This window comes from Accumulibacter sp. (genome assembly GCF_036625195.1).
GTDB lineage: Bacteria > Pseudomonadota > Gammaproteobacteria > Burkholderiales > Rhodocyclaceae > Accumulibacter.
In genome coordinates this window covers 2,690,726-2,709,222 of record NZ_JAZKUG010000001.1, presented here as the reverse complement: position 1 = coordinate 2,709,222, position 18,497 = coordinate 2,690,726, and the positions used below count along the sequence as shown (strand labels likewise).

Sequence of the window (18,497 nt, the reverse complement as noted above, 5' to 3'; positions counted from 1 at the left end):
GCTTCAGGTTTAGCGGCTCGAGGGGAGAAGACGATGTCCATGGCGGATCGCGACGGCTTCATCTGGTACGATGGCAAGCTGGTTCCATGGCGCGACGCCACGACCCATGTGCTGACCCATACCCTGCATTATGGCATGGGCGTCTTCGAGGGCGTCCGCGCCTACAAGGCGGCCAGGGGCACGGCGATCTTCCGCCTCGCCGAGCATACCGAGCGGCTGTTCAACTCCGCCTACATCTTCCAGATGAAGATGCCCTACGATCGCGAGACCCTGCTCGAAGCGCAGAAGGAAGTCGTGCGCGCGAACGGCCTCGAGTCGTGCTACATCCGGCCGATCGTCTTCTACGGCTCGGAGGCGATGGGCATCGCCGCCACCGCGATCAGCACGCATGTCGCCATCGCCGCCTGGCCGTGGGGTGCCTACCTCGGTGCCGAGGGAATGGAGAAGGGAATCCGCGTCAAGACCTCGTCCTTCACCCGCCACCACGTGAATATCAACATGTGCCGCTCGAAATCGGTCGGCACCTACACCAACTCGATCCTCGCCCACCAGGAAGTCGCGCACGACGGTTACGACGAGGCACTGCTCCTCGATGTCGATGGTTATGTCGCCGAAGGTGCCGGCGAGAACGTATTCATCGCCAAGAAGGGAACGCTGTACACGCCGGATCTGACGTCCTGCCTCGAAGGAATCACGCGCGCCTCGGTCCTCGAGCTTGCCGCCGAACTCGACATCCCGGTGGTCGAGAAGCGCATCACGCGTGACGAGGTCTATTGCGCCGACGAGGCGTTCTTCACCGGCACTGCCGCCGAAGTGACGCCGATCCGCGAACTCGACAACCGCCAGATCGGTGCCGGCCACCGCGGGCCGATCACGACGAAAATCCAGAGCCTGTTCTTCGACTGCGTGAACGGCCGCGTGCCGGCGCACGAGAACTGGCTCGTCTACGTCCAAACGCCTTCTGCAAGGTGATCAAGAAGATGTCCCAGAACGACCAACAGAAGCCCATCGCGGTCACCGCCAACGACCTGCCGCTGCACTGCCCGACGAAGGACGCACCGCTCTGGGCCAGGCACCCGCGCGTCTTCCTCGACATCACCCACAGTGGCGAGGCCACCTGCCCGTACTGCAGCGCCCACTATGTGCTGCAGGGCGGGCTCCCGAAAGGCCACCACTGAGCCTCCGCTACCCGAACACGGGTAGCGCACACCGCACAGCCAGTGATGAAAGCCCTCGTCGTCGCCCCTTCGTGGATCGGTGACTCGGTACTGGCGCAGCCGCTGTTCACCCGGCTGCACGAGCGCACCCCTGGCCTGCAGCTCGATGCGCTGGCGCCGCGCTGGGTGGCAGCGGTCCTCGAGCGGATGCCCGAGATCAACCGCATCGTCGACAGCCCATTCGCGCATGGCGAACTGTCGCTGCGCACCCGCCACCGCATCGCCCGCGAACTGGCACGCGAGGGCTACCAGCGCGCCTATGTCCTGCCCAACTCGCTCAAGTCGGCCCTGATCCCGTTCTTCGCCGACATCCCCGAGCGTATCGGCTTCATCGGCGAAAGCCGCTACGGATTGATCAACCGCCGCCACACGCTGGACAAGAAGCTGCTGCCGCAGATGGCGGAGCGCTTCGCCCAGCTCGCCGAAGAGCCGGCAACGCCACTGCCTCGACCCGTGCCGCAACCGCGCCTGCGCACCAGCCCGGCGCAGCGCATCGAGACGCTGGCCGCGCTCGGCGTCAGCCTGCCGGCGAAACTCGCGGTCTTCTGTCCGGGTGCCGAATACGGGCCGGCAAAACGCTGGCCGGCGCGACACTTTGCCGCCCTGGCCGCCGCGCTGGCCCAGCGCGGTCATGCCGTCTGGCTGCTCGGGTCGGCCAAGGACAGGCCCGTCGGCGAAGAGATCCTCGAGCATGCCAGCCCCGGCAGCCTGCCGCTCAATCTGTGCGGTGCGACGACGCTGGCACAGGCGATCGACCTCCTCGGTGCCGCCTCGCTGGTCGTCTGCAACGATTCCGGCCTGATGCACGTGGCTGCCGCCCTCGGCCGCCGGGTCGTTGCCGTCTACGGCTCGTCATCACCCGACTTCACGCCGCCGCTGTCGGCAACGGCGACGATCATCAGCCTCAATCTCGCCTGCAGCCCCTGCTTCAAACGGCAGTGTCCGCTCGGCCATCTCGACTGCCTGCAGAAGCTCGAGCCCGAGCGCGTGCTCGCCGCCTGCCTTGGTGGAGTCGCCGCATGATCGTCATCTTTGCCACCCCCGAGGATGTCGAGGCGGCCTTCTACGAGGCCATCGCCCGCGCCGACCTGGGTGCTCTGATGAGCGTCTGGGCGGAAGACGAGGAAATCGTCTGCATTCACCCGACTGGCCAGCGCCTGGTCGGCGCCGACGCGATCCGTGACAGCTGGCGCGGCATCTTCGCCAACAATCCGCGCCTGTCGGTGCGACTGAGCCGCGGCGTCCGCTGGAACGGCATGCTGCTGTCGGTACACAGCGTCGTCGAGATGCTGTACATCGGCGACGACCGCAAACCGCACGGCCCGATGCTCGCCACCAACGTCTTCCAGCGTGGCGCCAGCGGCTGGCGGCTGCTGGCGCACCACTCGTCGACCGCGGCCGAGCGCGAAGCCGCCGAGGGCGATGGCAGCGGCGACCGCAACACGCCGCGGACGCTGCATTGATCCCGTATTGCGCGCCCGGTTGGCTGCCCGGCGGGCATTTGCAGACCCTCTATCCGCTGCTCATCCGCCCCGACCCGATACCCTACCAGCGGCAGCGCTGGGAGACCCCGGACGGCGACTTCATCGACCTCGACTGGCTGGTCACTGCGGGCGGCGTGACCGCGACGGAGGAGGCGCGATCGCTGCTGGTGGTCTTCCATGGTCTCGAAGGCAGTTCGAACAGTCACTACGTCCTGGCACTGCTGGCAGCTGCGGCGGCGATCGGCTGGGCCGCGGTAGCGGTCAACTTCCGCGGCTGTTCGGGTGAGAGCAATCGCCTGCCGCGCGCCTACCATTCGGGCGACAGCGACGAGATCGACTGGATCCTGCACCGTCTGCGGACCACTTTCCCGCAGCAGCAGCACTACGCGGCAGGCGTCTCGCTTGGCGGCAACGCGCTGCTCAAGTGGCTGGGCGAACGCGGGTCCGCTGCCGGCTGCTGCCTGCAGGCAGCGGCTGCGATCAGCGCACCGGTCGATCTCGCCGCCTGTGGTCATCATCTCGCGCATGGCGTCAATCGCGTCTACACCCGGCACTTCCTGCACAGCCTGAAGCGCAACGCGGCGGCCAAGCTGCGCCGCTACCCGGGGCTCTTCGACGAACGACGGATGCGCAGCGCCCGCAACCTGTACGAGTTCGACGATGTCGTCACGGCGCCGCTGCATGGTTTCGCCGGTGCCGACGACTACTGGCGACGGGCGTCGAGCAAGCCGTTGCTGGGCGGCATCCGGCTGCCGACACTGCTGCTCAACGCCGTCAACGATCCTTTCCTGCCGCCACGGGCGCTGCCTGCCGCCAACGAGGTCGCCGGCAGTGTCCGCATCGACTTCCCGCGCCAGGGCGGCCACGTCGGCTTCGTCACCGGCAATCCCCCGGGGCAGCTCGTCTGGCTGCCGCAACGAGTCCTGCACTATTTCCAGCATGAGGTTTGAGATGAACGCTCCCCTGCCGCAAGAGATCTTCAAGGCCTACGACATCCGCGGCATCGTCGGCCGCACGCTGACACCCGCCATCGTCAGCCGCATCGGCCATGGACTCGGTTCACTGGCGGTCGAACGCGGCCAGCGAGCGATCGCGGTCGGCCGTGACGGGCGCCTGTCGGGCCCGCAGCTGGCGGAGGCCTTGATGGCCGGCATCCGCATGGCCGGCATCGACACCATCGACGTCGGCTGCGTGCCGACACCGGTGGTCTACTTCGCGGCGCACGAACTCGGCTGCCAGAGTTGCGTCGCCGTCACCGGCAGCCACAACCCGCCCGACTACAACGGACTGAAGATGGTCGTCGCCGGCGAGACGCTGGCCGGCGAGACGATTCAGGGCATCCGGCAACGCGTCGACGCCAATCGCCTGCAGCACGGTTCCGGCCAGTCCAGCAGCGCCGACGTGCAGCCGGCGTACCTGGCGCGGATCGGCAGCGACGTCCGCCTGGCACGGCCGATGAAGATCGCCATCGACTGCGGCAACGGCGTCGCCGGTGGCATCGCGCCGCAGCTCTTCCGGGCCCTCGGTTGCGAACTCGTCGAACTGTTCTGCGCCGTCGACGGCAGCTTTCCGAACCACCATCCCGACCCGTCGAAGCCCGAAAACCTGCAGGATCTGATCGCGGCGCTGCGCGACAGCGGGGCCGAGATCGGCCTCGCCTTCGACGGTGACGGCGACCGTCTCGGCGTCGTCACCCGTGACGGCGAGATCATCTACCCGGACCGCCAGTTGATGCTCTTTGCCGCCGACGTCCTGCGCCGCTGTCCCGGGCAAGCGATCATCTACGACGTCAAGTGCAGCCGCCGGCTGGCGCCCTGGATCCGCGAGCACGGTGGCGAACCCTTGATGTGGAAGACCGGGCATGCGCTGGTCAAGGCCAAGCTGAAGGAGAGCGGATCGCCGCTGGCCGGCGAAATGAGTGGCCACATCTTCTTCAAGGAACGCTGGTTCGGCTTTGACGATGGTCTCTATGCCGGCGCCCGGCTGCTCGAGATCGTCTCGCAGGCAGCCGATGCCAGCGCCGTGCTGCGTGCCCTGCCCGACAGCAGCTCGACACCCGAACTCAACATCGGCATGGGCGAGGGTGAGCCCTTTGTGCTGATCGAGCAACTGCAGCGGCACGCCCGCTTCGTCGGCGCGCGCGAGATCATCACCATCGATGGCCTGCGCGTCGAGTATGCCGACGGTTTCGGCCTCGCCCGCCCGTCGAACACGACGCCGGTCGTCGTCCTGCGCTTCGAGGCCGACTCCGCCGCCGCGCTGGCGCGCATCCAGGCGGATTTCCGTCGCGTCTTCAACGAGGCCCGGCCCGACCTGCACCTGCCGTTCTGAGCGGCCGCCAGCGACCCGGCACAGCGCCCAGGAGGAGCCATCGTGATCACCGAGCAAGCCCTGCGGAAAGCCTTTCTCTTTCGCCAGCCGATCGTCAGCCGGCAGCAGGAACTCGCCGGTTACCAGCTGCTGCTGCGCAGTGCCGAACCCGACACCGACGAGCGTCAGCAGACGCTGAACACCGCCGCTCTCTGTGCTGCCTACCTCGAGCTGGGCATGCACAGCGCTCTCGGCAACACCTGCGCCTACCTCGGCATCACGCCGGACTTCCTGCAGCAGGAGGCGATCGAGCTGCTGCCGGCGGCCGGCGTCGTCCTTGAACTGCTGCTCGACCGCCCGCCGGACAAGGCGGTCCAGATCCGTTGCCGCTGCCTGCACGAACGCGGCTACACGCTGGCACTCGCCGACTACCGCGGCATCGATGATCGCAGCCGGCCGCTGCTGCCGATGGTCGATGTCATCAAGATCGACGCCGGCACGACGGACCAGCGCACGCTCGGCAACCTCGCCGGCTCGTTGCGCAACCTGCCGATCAAGCTGCTGGCGCAAGGGGTCGACAGCCGCGAGCTGATGGATCGTTGCCGCAACCTCGGCTTCACGCTCTTTCAGGGGCGCCATTTCGCGCAGGCCGAAATCGTCAGCGGCCGCCGCCTTTCAGCTTCGCAGGCGGCGCTGATCCGCCTGATCAACCTCGTCGGGCGCGATGTCGATGTGGCGCTGATCGAGGACGCGTTCAAGCACGAACCGGCGCTGACGCTCAATCTCCTGCGCATCGTCAACTCGGTCGGACACCGCGGCAACCGCCTGTCGCAGCCGGTGACCTCGCTGCGCCATGCGATCAACCTCTTCGGGCGGCGCCATCTGCAGCGCTGGCTGTCGCTGCTGCTGCTCGCGCCGGGCAGCGTTGCCAGCGACCCGGCAAACTCACCGCTGCTGCAGGTGGCTGCCCTGCGCGGACGCATGATGGAGCTGCTGATCACTGGCGACCCGTCGGGAGCGAACGGCAGGCTGGCCGACCTGGCTTTCATGACCGGCATCCTGTCGATGATGCCGGCAGCGCTAGGGCTGCCGATCGACGAGATCCTCGCGCAGATCGCCGTCGAGGACGAAGTGCGCACCGCGCTCTGTGAGCACGCCGGCCTCCTCGGGAGCATCCTCGCGCTGCTCGAGTGTTTCGACAACGACGACGCCAGTGGCTGCGACGCGCTGCTCGGCCAATTGCCGGGGCACCTGGATCGACAAGCGCTCAACACCTGCCTCAGCGTCGCACTGCGCTGGCTGAACGGCAACGGCGGGTAGACCCGCCGCGCGCAGCCTGGTGACCCGCCAGACGCGGTAAGACGAGGGAAAGGAAAGAGGTCGGGGAAAGTCCGGCTCGCAGGGCAACGAGAAAGCAGGGAGCACCGCTGCCGCTGCGGTCGATCGATTTCCGGCACGCCGCGCGCACGTTCATCCGCCGGGCGACGACGTTGGCTACGCCGCCAATGCTCCGGCCTGCCCTCGCGAAGACCTCGGCAGGCGCCACATTCCTGCCGCCCGACGGCGCCACATAGCGGTCGGCCAGCAGGTAGTCGATCGCAGACAGACCGGAAGTCCCCGGACACCCGAGCCAGCGGACCTGAACCGGCGCCGGCCGTCGGGCAACGATGCCCGTGCGAGCGTCGAGCGTGTGGCCGCCCGGATCAACGAAGATGCCGATCTCGAGTGCGCACAGCCTGCTTGCTGCCTCCTCGCCGGACAGCCGCGTGATGTCGAGGAATTTGTCGAGGGCCGTGCGCAATCGGCGATACGTGGCGTCACCGTTGAGCCGCGGACCGGAATGGACGGCGAAGCACTCGACGTTGCCGCGGCCATGCGCTTCGATCAGCTCGCCGATCTGCAAACCGACCGGATGCTCCCGCAAGTCGGCCGACAGGTAGGCGACCCGGGCAGGCTGGCAGGGACCTCAGCGCGGCACAAGCAACCGTCGCCTTGGCCGCGGCACGGGCGCGTCCGCGAAGGTGCTGGAACTACCGGCGGCTGCCGCCGCTGCGATGCTTTGTCGGGCACCCCCCTGCCACCTCGTCATCGCCAATGAGATCGATGCGATCGCTAAACACGGCAGCGACGCCACGCACGAACAGCGCCGACGCCAGAACCGGATCATTGACCGTGTAGCAGAGAAGTGGAATGTCGCAGGCGCGCGCTTCGGCGATGACCCCATCGTCGACCAGCCCGGCATCGCAGTGCAGCGTCGCGGCCCCGAGCCGGCGCAGGCGTTCGCGCCAGTCGGTGGGGACGCGCTCGAAGAGGCAGCCCAGCGTCAGGGTCGGAACCACCGCGCGTGCTGCCTGCAGAGCGGCCTCGCAGAAGGAGGAGACGAGTGGCTGCTCGGTACCGGCCCACAGCTGCTGCACCTGCCGCGCGACGACGCTGCCGGTCAGCTCCTCGCAGCCGGCCGCCGGCTTGATCTCGACGTTGGCATGCAGCCCGAGCTGACGACAGGCGGCCGCTGCCGCCGCCAGGGTCGGCACCCTTTCACCGGCAAAAGCCGGGTGACGGCGAATGCCTGCGTCGAGCTCGTGCAGTTGCGCATCGCTGCTGGCGCAGACACGGCCGACACCGGTGGTGGTCCTCTCGAGGGTCTCGTCGTGGACCAGCCATGGCGAGCCGTCGGCCGACAGCATGACGTCGAACTCGACCGCCGTGATGCCGAGACGGGCGGCGATGCGCAGGCCGGCTAGGGTGTTCTCGGGTGCCAGCGCACCGCCGCAGCGGTGCGCAAACACGCGCGGCAGGCGCCAGCCGAACCGCGCCGTGTTCACTTCTTCCTGGCTGGCGCCTTTGCCTTTGCCGCTGCCGCAGGCACTTTGTTCATGACCAGGTTGCCCCGCTGCACGGCGACGTCGAGCGCCTCCTTGGCCGGCGTCTTGCCGGACCAGGCTGCCTCGAGTTCCTCCTCGACGATGATGCGCACCTTCTCGATCTCGGAAACGCGGATCGGACGCAGCGCCGCGGGGCCCTGCAACTGGCGATAGGCGATGTTGAGACCAGCGACATCGGCCTGCAACAGCTTGCTGCCAGCGGCGGCGCGCGCGGCGGCGGTCATCGGCAGGAAGCCCGATGCGGCGGTGAACTCGACCTGCAGACTGGGTTCCATCAGGAAGCGGACGAACTGCGCGATTCCCTTGTAGTCGGCCGGCTTCCTGCCGCCAGCCGCCCACAGCGAGGCCCCACCGGCGAGCGTCTGCTGCGGTGCTCCCTGGATGTCGTCGTGATAAGGCAGCGGCGACACTCCGGTGTCAACCTTGCGGCTCTCGTGCAACGCACCGAAAAGCGACGATGAAGAGGTCAGCATGCCGCACTCGCCTTCGGCGAAGCGCCTGTCCGCCTCGTCGCGGCGGCCGAAATAGATGAAGAAGCGCGCTTTCGCCCAGGTCGTCAGCAGCGCCGTGTGCTTCACCTGCGGCAGGCCGTTGAAGACCAGGGTACCCTTGGCATCCGCCACCTCGACACCGTTCCAGGCACTGAGGTTGTCGATATGCACCCATGCCGGCCAGGATGTGGTGTACGGGCACTTGCTGCCGGCGTCGAACAGTTTGTCTGCCGCCTTCTGCACTTCGGCCCAGGTCCGCGGGGGCTTCTCCGGATCGAGCCCCGCCTTGCGGAACTCTCCCTTGTTGATGAACAGGATCGGGGTGGCGAGAGCGAGCGGCAGCGCTGCCAGGTTGCCTCTTGCATCGGTCAGTCCGACGCGCAGTTCGGGCGCGATACCGCTGCCGTCGAAGGGAATTCCGGCTTCGCTCATGATCTGCTGGATCGGCTTGAACGCTGCCTTGGCTGCAACGTAGTGCCCCTGCTCCTCACGCGTGGCAAGGTTGAGGTCCGTCGCCGGCTCGCCCTGCACACGGCGCACCAGCTTGACCTGGTAATCCTTCTGGCTGCCGTTGAAGCGTTCGATCACCTTCTCGACGCGCTCGGCGCGCTCCTCGTCGAGCTGGTGCGACAGCAGGATCTCGGCCGGCGCGGCCGCCGTCACGCCGGGAATGGAAGCGGCAAGGGCAAGAGCCAGTGCCGTCGGGAGGAATTTGCGCAAGAGCATGGCAGTCCTTCGGTAGCGGAAAAAAGAGTGCGATTATAGCGGCAGGTGGCGACGCCTTGGACGACGATGCGACCTGCCCGCCAGCGGACCCTCTGTGCCGCCGCGCCTTCCCGTTGGTCGTCGTCAACGACCGCACCCGCTCGCGGTGCTTGCACCGCTGGCTGAGGGCTTGCGCAGTTGAGTGTGGAAGCGGAACGGAACGTGCATTTCCGCCGATCAACGCCGCGAGTCGCAGGCAGCGATCCGTCGATTGTGGTTACAATGCGCGACTGATCTTCAGCTTCCCGGGAAGCACCGTGTTCGATCGTGCGCGCCTGCCATTCCGTACCCTCCTGATCGCCTGCTGGCTGCTGCCTGGCCTGAGCGCCTGCGACTCGGCACAGCAGGCGGTCGGTATCGAGCCGGCCGGCGCCAAGCTCGCGCGCCTGGACGCCGAGGGCAAGGCAGTTGGCGGCGCGTGCCGACAATCGGGGCGGGCGATCGAGGACTGCTATTCGATCTACTCGTGGCTGCCGAAGGCCTCGATCTACGAGGGGTGGCGCGACATGGACATCTACATGCGCGAGAACAAGCTCGAAACCGTCGAGCCACAGCTGCCACCGCCGCAACCACCCGGCAGCAAGAAGAAGAGGGCTGCCGCCGGCGAGCCCACGGAAGGCGAAGGCAAGTCGACGCCGAAGCCCACGGCGAAGGAGTAGAAACCGCCGCGTCGTCCCACATGTGGTCAGCAGCGCTCGCGCATTGCCCGCTGACCCGCTGATCATCGACCCGGGAGCCGCGCGCTACTGCGGATTCCACCTTCTGGCGACACCCTCACCGACCCGTGTTCACGGAGCCGGATTGGCGTGGCGCATGTGGATCCCGTCGACCTCAGCCAACAGCGCGGGCGACACGGGCAGAGCCAACGCCGCCAGGTCCTCGTCGAGTTGCGCGACGCTGGTGGCGCCGATGATCGTGCTGGCGACGAACCAGCGTGAGTAGACGAAGGCCAGTGCCAGCTGCGTCGGCGTCAGCCCGTGCCGGGCCGCCAGTTCGACGTAGGCGCCCACCGCCGACGCGACGCCCGCCTTGCCGTAGCGCTGGCCGAAACCCGGGAATTCGTTGATGCGACCTGCCGCCTGCGGATCGCGCAGGTACTTTCCGGTCAGGACGCCGAAGGCGAGCGGCGAGTAGGGCAACAGGCTGACCCCCTCGCGGTGGCAGACCTCGGCGAGCCCGTTCTCATACACCCGGTTCAGCAGGTTGTAGGCATTCTGCAGCGAGACCGGTCGCGGCAGACCGTTCTCGCGGGCAAGGCGGACGAATTCCATGACGCCCCAGGGATGCTCGTTCGACAGGCCATAGTGGCGGATCTTGCCCTCGCACATCAGCCTCGCCAGAGCCTCGATCGTTTCCAGGATCGGCGTCGCCGCGTGCTCCTTGGCCGGATCGAATTGCCACTGGCCGAACATCGGCTGATTGCGCGCCGGCCAGTGCAGTTGATAGAGGTCGATGTGGTCGATCTGCAGTCGCCGCAGCGAGCCCTCGACCGCGCTGCGCAGGCTGCCGTAGTCGAATGCGTGTTCGCCGCCGCGTATCCAGTGGAGACCGCGCGACGGTCCGGCAGCCTTGCTGGCAATCACCAGGCGATCGCGCGCCTGCCCGCGCAGCCAGCTGCCGATGATCTCCTCGGTGCGGCCGCAGCTTGCCGCGCGCGGTGGCACCGGATACATCTCGGCGGTGTCGATGAAGTTGATCCCGGCTGCCAGCGCCCGGTCGAGCTGTGCGTGGCCTTCCGCTGCGCTGTTCTGTTGTCCGAAGGTCATCGTGCCGAGACAGATCTCCGACACCTGCAGGTCGCTGTTGCCAAGGAATCTCCGTTGCATCTCTTCTCCCACCCGTCACCCGGCGACGGTCAACAAGAGCCTCGGCACGCCCATGCGCGAGGCGAAAAGCTCGGTGTCATCGTGCAAAGCCGTTCATGGCGACGGATGTCGTCGTCTATAATCGGACGACGATCCCGCCGCCGCTGCAACGCGGTCTGCAGCGGCCCACCGAGCCGTATTACGATACAACAAACGAGACCACCCGAGATCTGTGCGGGCAACCCGAAGGCTTGACCGATGCCTCCTCACGAACCGCCAACCAGTCGCCCCGGCGAGCGGCAACTCGCTCTGACCCGCGCCAGCAGGGAGATTCTCCAGCGCCGGCTGGGTGATGTCGTCAGAATCTGCGCCGCAAATTCGCCGGCGGCCGCAGAGGCTTTCGAGCGAGAGATCGGCGACGCGCATGACGAGCTGTTGTCCAACCACTCGGACCACGACTTCGGGCAGGCCAGCGAGTTGACGGCTTCGCGCCTTACCCTGATGGGCGACGACGATCTCGAACTCGACATCCGCATCCGCAACCTCGGCAGCCGCCTGCGTGAGGCTGGCGGGCGCGCTCTGTCCCGCTGCCAGTCGCGCTACCGGACCCTGCTCGGCTGGGCGGCGAGCAACGACGGCGACGAACCACTGGGTCCGGAAGTCATCTGCCTCGGACTCTGGGCGCTGTCGCGCGAGGCCGCCCGCAGCCTCGACGAGGCGCTGACCCTGCTCGATCGGATCGAACAGCGGCTGCTGCAGCAACTTCCCCTGGTCTACGGCGAGATCGACGACTTCCTCGCCAGCCAGGGGGTCGAAGCCGCGCCGACCGAGCGGCGGCCGAAGGCGGACACGGGAACGGTGACGGCGCCATCGCCACGGAGCCCGGCCGGCCATGGCCAGGCGTCGAGTTCGGCACTGCAGGACTTGGTCCGGCAGCAGACCGCCGGCACGCCAACGGCCAGCGCAGCCCCGTTGGCCGGCGATGATAGACTGCAGGCCGGCAGTCCGACGCTCGACACGGCAGCGCTCGTCATGCTCCAGCACCTGCTCGCCCGCCTGACGGCACTCGAGGCGCGCGCCTCGACAGCAGACGGCACGGCGACCAGCGCTGCCGGCACTGCTGCGCCGCGATCACAGGATCTCGACCTGCCGGCGGGGCGACCGGAGGCGGTCATCATCGACACCATGGCGCTGATCTTCGAGGCCATGTTCGAGTCGGATGAGTTGCCGGATGTCATCCGCGCGTTGCTTGGCAACCTGCAGATTCCCGTGCTGAAAGTGGCGCTCGTCGATCCGGCGCTGCTCGCCAACGAGATGCACCCCGCCCGCCTGCTGCTCAACCGGATCGGCCATGCGGCGCTGGGCCTGCCGCGCGATGCGCCATCGGGGCACCCGCTGTGCGCGCGGCTGTGCCGGCTGGCAACAACGGCGCGGGCAGCGCTCGCACGGCAACCGATCGATCTCGACAGCCTGCTCGCCGATCTCGCAGCGCTGATCGACGAGCGCGAGCGGGCGATCCGGGCGTCTGCCGAACCGTACGCGCAGATGGTGCGCGCGCACGAGAGCAGACGATACGCCAGCCAACTGGCTGCGACCTGGCTGCGAACCAGCCTGGCACGGACACACGCAGCCGAGATCGCCGCCTTTCTCGAGACGTACTGGCTGCGCGTGATGATCTCTGCCGGCGCCGACGGGGGCCCAAACGGCAAGCGCTGGCAGCAACACAGCCGGACCGCCGACGATCTGATCTGGAGCGTGCTGCCGAAACAGGGCCCAGAGGAGCGCAAGCGGCTGGCCGGGATGGCTTCCTCACTGCTCAAACGAATCGCCGACGGCCTCGACGGAATCGGCATCAGCGCGGCCGAGCGCACGCCCTTCCTCGACCGGCTCTTCGAGCTGCAGACGGCAGCCCTGCGCAACCAGCCGGCTGCTGCCCCGGCAGGAGAGGGGGCAGCAGGCACGCGACCGACGAGCAGGTTCGCAGAGGCGCTCAAGGAGGCTGCTGGAAGCGGAGCGCAACTGCTCGAGAACGACGGAAGACGAGTACGCTACCTGGGCAGTGCGAGCAGCGAGCGTCCGCCGCAGGCAGGCGCCACGGCCGACTTCCAGGTCGGGGAATGGCTGCGCTTCAACCTGCCGGATGCCGCACCACTGTGTGGTCTGAGCTGCTGGCTGGACCCGGCCGGGGCGACGATCCTCCTGTTCAACCCGGACTGGATTTGGGCGGTGGCGGCGCATCGCTCCTTCTTCGACCGGCAGATTGCCACCGGTGGGGCACGCATCGTGTCACGCATCGGCCTCTTCGACGCCGCCGCAGAAACTGCCCTTCGCCGTCTGGGCGGGGGTTGAGCCGGTGGCGCTCGGTCAGCCGGTGCGGCGCAGCCGACCGCCGTTTGGCAAGCGATGTATAATCAGTCTTATATGAGACTGATGATGACCCGATTCCGAGGTTCCGCGCATGCGTTTCGATGAACTGGACCTGGCACCTGACCTGCTGCAGGCGGTTGCCGACCAGGGTTACGCCGAACCGACGCCGATTCAGGCGCAGGCGATCCCGCTCGTTCTCGCAGGCCGCGACCTGATGGGCGGCGCGCAGACCGGCACGGGCAAGACGGCAGCATTCACCCTGCCGCTGCTGCAACGTATCCTCGGCTTTGCCAACGCCAGCCCGTCGCCGGCGCGGCATCCGGTGCGGGTGCTGATGCTGGCGCCGACCCGCGAACTGGCGATCCAGGTGCACGAGTCGGTCAAGACCTATAGCCGACATGTTCCGCTCCGCAGCGCCTGCGTGTACGGCGGCGTCGACATCAAGCCGCAGATCGCAGAGATCCGCTGTGGCGTCGAAGTTCTGGTGGCGACGCCCGGGCGTCTGCTCGACCTCTTCGAGCAGAAGTGCCTCAACTTTGCCAGCGTCCAGGCGCTGGTGCTCGACGAGGCCGACCGCATGCTCGACATGGGGTTCATCCCCGACGTCACGCGCATCATCAACCTGCTGCCGACACAGCGGCAGAGCCTGCTGTTCTCGGCGACCTTTTCCGAGGAGATCAAGAAGCTTGCCGACCGCATGCTCAAGTCACCGGTGCTGATCGAGGTGGCCCGCCGCAACACGGTCTCGGAAACCATCACGCACCGTGTGCACCCGGTTGCCGCGGTGGCGAAGCGGGCGCTGCTGGTCAAGCTGCTGAAGTCGGCCGACTTCAATCAGGTGCTGGTGTTCACCCGCACCAAGATCGAAACCAACCGCTTGGCGCGCGACCTGCAACGGGCCGGCATCGCAGCCGACTCGATCCACGGCGACAAGAGCCAGCAGGACCGGCTGAAAGCGCTCGAGGCGTTCAAGGATGGTTCGATCCTCGTCCTGGTCGCCACCGACGTCGCCGCCCGCGGTCTCGACATCGACGAACTGCCGCATGTGATCAACTACGAGCTGCCGCACACACCCGAGGACTACATCCATCGCATCGGCCGCACCGGCCGCGCCGGCAAGCCGGGAACCGCAGTCTCGCTCGTCTCTGCCAGCGAGGTGCAGTACCTCGCCGACATCGAGAAGCTGATCCGGCTGCAGGTCGAGCAGATCGTCGTCCCTGGCTTCGAGCCGGAATACGATTACAGCTATCCGCCGAGCGGCAAACGGGGCCATCTGCGACGGCCCGCGTCGGCCTCCCCACCGGCAGCGGCCGCGCCAGGCGGGCGGCGCGAAGAGCAGCACCGGTCGGGCCGCAACGACGAGCGCCGGGACGGTCGTGACCGACAGGGCAGCGAGCGCCCGTCATCCATCGCCGCCGACGGCTTCGACTTCAGCAAGCCTTACGAGAGTAGCGTACCGCCGCCACTCGCGACCACCGCTGCCGGCGCAGCTGCCCGGCTCCCGGTACACGGCGACCACCCGCACAAGACCCGCCGTCCGGTCGCAGCCTTACTGGGCGGACTGGGGCGCAAGTGACGCCGTTTCCGCCGCGGGCCGGGCGACCTGCTCGGCCGTCGCCGCAGCAACGACTTTCAGGATGGCGAGCGAAATGTTGTCGCCATCGCCGTTGCCCAGTGCACGCGCTCGCCCGATCAGCAGTTCCGATGCCTCGCGTGCGGACGCGGAGCCGCTGATCACCCACGCCAGCTCCTGATCGGTGAAATAGGCCCAGAGGCCGTCGGAACAGAGGAGGAACGTGTCTCCGGGCTGCAGGCTCGCGCTCTCGCCGAAAGCGATCTTTGGCAGCTCGATGCCACCGAGCGAAGTCAGCAGAATGTTGCGGTTGGGATGAACCAGCGCCTGTTCCGGTGTCAGGCGCCCCTGCACCACGAGCTGCTCGACGTAGGAATGATCGGTGCTGCGAAACACCAGGCTGTCGCCGCGAAAGTGGTAGAGCCGGCTGTCGCCGCAGTGCGCCCAGCTCACCTTGCCCGGTTGCAGGAGCAGCATGACCGCCGTGCTGTGCGGATCCTTCTCGTTGATGAAACGCGATGCCTTGATCAGCATGTGCGCCTCATTGAGGCTCGACTCGAGCAGCGTCCGGGCCGAATCGTTGCGTGCCGAAAAGCCCTCGAGATTGTTGCGTGCGGTGTGCACCACCTGCTTGGCGGCGATCACACCGCCGGCGTGCCCACCCATGCCATCCGCCACCACGGCGAGGACGACGCCACCGCCACGCGGATGCGGCACGATGGCGGCACGGTCCTGCTGTTCACGGCGATCGCCCTGATGCTGGGCAACGCAGGCATCAACTGAAATCCCCATGTCCCTCGTCCATTCGCCCCTTCCTCCGGCATCGCGCAGCCTGCACCGCGGCGGCTACCCCCACGTCGCCTGCCGCAGGACGGCAACGACCGTCTCACACATGCATCTTGGCGGGCAATTCTATCGCTTTCGGAGAACGGCAGGTGCGACGAAAGTGCGCACGGCTTCAGACATCGGCGGCACGCCCGCGGTACCAGAAATCTCCCTTGGCATCGGCTGCCACCAAAGCGCCCGTGAGGAACCAGCCATCACCGAGCAGCCGGGCATCGCTTGCCGCGTGACCCGGCCATGAACCGAGCGGCACCGCCGGGTCCTCCTCACCGTTGCACACCCGATGCACCGCCAGTGCGCCGACGGCGCCTGCACCGAGCAGCGCGCCCTGATGGTCCAGGACCGCGACCCGGTGACCGGGATACGGCCGCCCGAGCGAGCCCGGGCTGGTCGGCCAGCGCGCTGCGCAGGGACCGAGAATGCCGCTGATCCCGGTGCCGCACCAGATCTCACTGATCGTCACGCCGAGCTTGTCCTGCGACCAGTTGTGGGTCGCCTCGTTCAGCGGCTCGCCGCTGCTCGCCAGCGTGCGCAACTCGAGGTCGCAGGTCGCCCGCGGATCCGGCAGCGTCTGCTGCAGCATCTGCAGCGCCGACGGTTCGAGAAGACAGTTGCGCACCGCGTAGTGCTGCAGCAGGGCGAAAGCCTTGCCGGCGTCGAAGGGTCCGTTGTAGGCCAGCAGCGGTCGGCCGAAATGCCACGTTGCGAGCAAACCCTGCAAGAGGCCGCCGGTGCACGCCCAGTCCAGGGGTGACCAGAAGAGGTCCGCGTCCTGCGGGAAGCACTCGTGCGCGCTGGCGTAGGCGCCCACATTGCCGAGCAGGGCCCGTTGCGCCAGCAGAACCCCCTGCGCCCCGCGGGCAGGAGCATCCGGGTAGAGGATCAGCGCCGGGTCAGCGGCCGCCGTGTCCGTCGGCGCGTAGCGCGGTGAGGCATGCTCGACGACGGCTGCCCAGGGTCTGACTGCCCCGCCGACCGCCGCGCCGACGCCGATCACATGCCGCAATGCCGGCAGCCGGTGGCGCACCTGCGCCAGAGCCGGCAAAGCCGTCTCGTCGACGATGGCCAGGTATGCGCCCGAATCGTCGAGCCGGTGTGCAAGCGCATCGGGCCCGAGCCGAGGCGCGAGGGGCACAGCGATGGCGCCCATCTGGAGGATCGCGACCTGCGCGATGGCGGCTTCGGGGCGCTGTGGCAACACGATGGCAACGCGGTCTCCGGCAACCGTCGCCAGAGCGGCGAGAACGTTGGACAGGCGATTGGCATCGCGCTGGATATCCCAGAAAGTGTGTGCCGAGCTGAAGCCGCTGGCATCCTCGTAGTACAGCGCGAAACGACCGCGATCGCCGGCCCAGCGGCCGCAGACATCGTCGGCAATGTTGAACCGCGCGGGAACCCGCCAGCGAAAGCTGCAGCTGAATTGCTGCTGATCACCGTCCTGACTGTCGCTCGTCATCGTCTGCTGGCCGTTCCTCGCCCCTGCGCCGATGCTCAGGAAGCCGTTCCCAATCGCTCGTCGATGAGCTCGATCCAGTGCCGTACCGGCGTCGCACTGCCACTCTGCAGGTGCGTCTGGCAGCCGATGTTGGCGGTGACCAGGAACACCGGCCGGCCGGCATTCATTGCCCCCAGCTTGTTGTCCCGCAGCTGCGTCGCCAACACCGGCTGGCTGATCGAATAGGTACCCGCTGATCCGCAGCACAGGTGTGCGTCCGCAACCGGCGACAACTGGTAGCCGGCGACGGTGAGCAGGCCCTCGACGACGCCGCGGATCTTCTGCGCGTGCTGCAGCGTGCACGGCGAATGAAAGGCAACCCGCTCACCGCTGGCACCGCCTGCCGCGCGCAGCAGCTCGACGAGGCGATCCTGCTCGCCGGCCAGGATCTCCGAAACGTCCCGCGTCATCTGCGCGATGCGCGCCGCCTTTGCCGCATAGGCTGGGTCGTTCTGCAGAAGTTCGCCGTAGACCCGCACATGCTCGCCGCAGCCCGACGCGGTCATCACGAACGCCTCGACGCGGCCGCTTTCGACCTCCGGCCACCACGCGTCGATCACCTGCCGCATGTCGTCGAGCGCCTTCTCCTGCGCCTGCAGGTGGTAGCGCAAGGCACCACAGCACGCGGCAGCGGGTATCTCGGCCAGTTCGATGCCGAGGCGGTCGAGGACGCGGGCGGTCGCGGCATTGGTGGCGGGGGTCAGTGTCGGCTGCACGCAGCCGGCCAACGCGATCATGCGTCGCCGGTGCCCTGCGGCTCGCGGCCACGGTCGCGCGGCGCGCGCCGCGGCAGGCGGCACCTTGTCGGCCAGCGCGCGCGGCAACAGCGGTCGCATCGCCTGGCCGACTCGCACCGCCGGCCGGAAGATCCAGTTTCGCGGCAGCGCCTCGCAGAGCAGGAAGCGCATCGCCCGCGCCGCCAGCGGACGCGGCACCTTGCGCTCGACGACTTCGCGCCCGATCTCGAGCAGCCGGTGATAGCGGACCCCGGACGGGCAGGTCGTCTCGCAGGAACGGCAGCTCAGGCAGCGGTCGAGGTGCAACTGCGTCGTCTCGCTGACCGATCCGCCCTCGAGCATCTGCTTGATCAGGTAGATGCGGCCGCGCGGCCCGTCGAGTTCGTCGCCGAGCAACTGGAAGGTCGGGCAGGTGGCCGTGCAGAAGCCGCAATGGACGCAGCTGCGCAGAATCGCGTCGGCCTCGCGGCCAGCCGGCGTGTCGCGGATGAAATCGGCTAGATTGGTCTGCATGATCGGCGAACT

General features: G+C 67.7%; 17 protein-coding genes. 10 read left to right on the top strand and 7 right to left on the bottom strand.

The annotated features are described in order from the left end of the window. The first annotated feature begins 33 nt into the window (after nt 1-33). Genes V5B60_RS12015 through V5B60_RS11985 form a run of 7 tightly spaced genes read left to right on the top strand, consistent with a single transcriptional unit; the run spans nt 34 to nt 6,331 of the window. On the top strand, nt 34-972 hold the full coding sequence (locus V5B60_RS12015) for a branched-chain amino acid transaminase (RefSeq protein WP_332347214.1): 939 nt from the start codon (nt 34-36) through the stop codon (nt 970-972). Between the two features lie 8 nt (nt 973-980). Continuing rightward, nucleotides 981-1,178, top strand: coding sequence for a zinc-finger domain-containing protein (locus V5B60_RS12010; RefSeq protein ID WP_034932872.1), 198 nt, complete (start codon nt 981-983; stop codon nt 1,176-1,178). Between the two features lie 45 nt (nt 1,179-1,223). Then, nucleotides 1,224-2,240 carry a lipopolysaccharide heptosyltransferase II gene (waaF, locus tag V5B60_RS12005; RefSeq protein WP_332347213.1) on the top strand — a complete coding sequence of 339 codons (1,017 nt, stop codon included), beginning with the start codon at nt 1,224-1,226 and terminating at the stop codon, nt 2,238-2,240. Then, on the top strand, nt 2,237-2,680 hold the full coding sequence (locus tag V5B60_RS12000) for a YybH family protein (protein WP_332347212.1): 444 nt from the start codon (nt 2,237-2,239) through the stop codon (nt 2,678-2,680). Before waaF ends, V5B60_RS12000 begins: the two co-directional genes overlap by 4 nt. Before the next feature lie 38 nt (nt 2,681-2,718). After that, on the top strand, nt 2,719-3,651 hold the full coding sequence (locus tag V5B60_RS11995; protein WP_332347211.1) for a hydrolase: 933 nt from the start codon (nt 2,719-2,721) through the stop codon (nt 3,649-3,651). A 1-nt stretch (nt 3,652) separates the two neighbouring features. Further along, nucleotides 3,653-5,032, top strand: coding sequence for a phosphomannomutase/phosphoglucomutase (locus tag V5B60_RS11990; protein WP_332347210.1), 1,380 nt, complete (start codon nt 3,653-3,655; stop codon nt 5,030-5,032). Between the two features lie 42 nt (nt 5,033-5,074). Next, nucleotides 5,075-6,331: an EAL and HDOD domain-containing protein gene (locus tag V5B60_RS11985; protein ID WP_332347209.1), complete on the top strand. Its 1,257-nt coding sequence runs from the start codon at nt 5,075-5,077 to the stop codon at nt 6,329-6,331. Here the strand turns inward: V5B60_RS11985 and V5B60_RS11980 are convergent. From V5B60_RS11980 to V5B60_RS11970, 3 genes are all read right to left on the bottom strand, one after another. After that, nucleotides 6,291-6,947, bottom strand: coding sequence for a hypothetical protein (locus V5B60_RS11980; protein ID WP_332350543.1), 657 nt, complete (start codon nt 6,945-6,947; stop codon nt 6,291-6,293). The two genes, V5B60_RS11985 and V5B60_RS11980, sit on opposite strands and share 41 nt — an antisense overlap. Nucleotides 6,948-7,041: 94 nt before the next feature. Continuing rightward, complete coding sequence (ugpQ, locus tag V5B60_RS11975) at nt 7,042-7,836, bottom strand: glycerophosphodiester phosphodiesterase (RefSeq protein WP_332347208.1); 795 nt, start codon at nt 7,834-7,836, stop codon at nt 7,042-7,044. Beyond that, nucleotides 7,833-9,113, bottom strand: coding sequence for an extracellular solute-binding protein (locus V5B60_RS11970; RefSeq protein WP_332347207.1), 1,281 nt, complete (start codon nt 9,111-9,113; stop codon nt 7,833-7,835). The genes ugpQ and V5B60_RS11970 overlap by 4 nt, the downstream gene beginning before the upstream one ends. Before the next feature lie 296 nt (nt 9,114-9,409). On the opposite strand from V5B60_RS11970, the gene V5B60_RS11965 reads away from it, so the two are divergent. Next, nucleotides 9,410-9,811, top strand: a complete 402-nt coding sequence (locus V5B60_RS11965; protein ID WP_332347206.1) for a hypothetical protein — start codon at nt 9,410-9,412, stop codon at nt 9,809-9,811. A gap of 129 nt (nt 9,812-9,940) precedes the next feature. Here V5B60_RS11965 and V5B60_RS11960 read toward each other — a convergent pair whose 3' ends face one another. Next, the gene (locus V5B60_RS11960; protein WP_332347205.1) at nt 9,941-10,978 is read right to left on the bottom strand and encodes an aldo/keto reductase; all 1,038 of its coding nucleotides are present in this window, start codon (nt 10,976-10,978) and stop codon (nt 9,941-9,943) included. A 237-nt stretch (nt 10,979-11,215) separates the two neighbouring features. Here V5B60_RS11960 and V5B60_RS11955 point away from each other — a divergent pair, with 237 nt between their 5' ends. Both V5B60_RS11955 and V5B60_RS11950 read left to right on the top strand, forming a co-directional pair. After that, nucleotides 11,216-13,306: a DUF1631 family protein gene (locus V5B60_RS11955; protein WP_332347204.1), complete on the top strand. Its 2,091-nt coding sequence runs from the start codon at nt 11,216-11,218 to the stop codon at nt 13,304-13,306. A 109-nt stretch (nt 13,307-13,415) separates the two neighbouring features. After that, on the top strand, nt 13,416-14,900 hold the full coding sequence (locus tag V5B60_RS11950) for a DEAD/DEAH box helicase (RefSeq protein WP_332347203.1): 1,485 nt from the start codon (nt 13,416-13,418) through the stop codon (nt 14,898-14,900). Here the strand turns inward: V5B60_RS11950 and V5B60_RS11945 are convergent. From V5B60_RS11945 to glcF, 3 genes are all read right to left on the bottom strand, one after another. After that, nucleotides 14,874-15,689, bottom strand: coding sequence for a PP2C family protein-serine/threonine phosphatase (locus V5B60_RS11945; RefSeq protein ID WP_332347202.1), 816 nt, complete (start codon nt 15,687-15,689; stop codon nt 14,874-14,876). The genes V5B60_RS11950 and V5B60_RS11945 overlap by 27 nt on opposite strands. A gap of 166 nt (nt 15,690-15,855) precedes the next feature. Further along, complete coding sequence (locus tag V5B60_RS11940) at nt 15,856-17,196, bottom strand: AMP-binding protein (RefSeq protein WP_332347201.1); 1,341 nt, start codon at nt 17,194-17,196, stop codon at nt 15,856-15,858. 35 nt (nt 17,197-17,231) lie between these two features. Continuing rightward, nucleotides 17,232-18,485 carry a glycolate oxidase subunit GlcF gene (gene glcF / locus V5B60_RS11935; RefSeq protein WP_332347200.1) on the bottom strand — a complete coding sequence of 418 codons (1,254 nt, stop codon included), beginning with the start codon at nt 18,483-18,485 and terminating at the stop codon, nt 17,232-17,234. Nucleotides 18,486-18,497 lie beyond the last annotated feature (12 nt).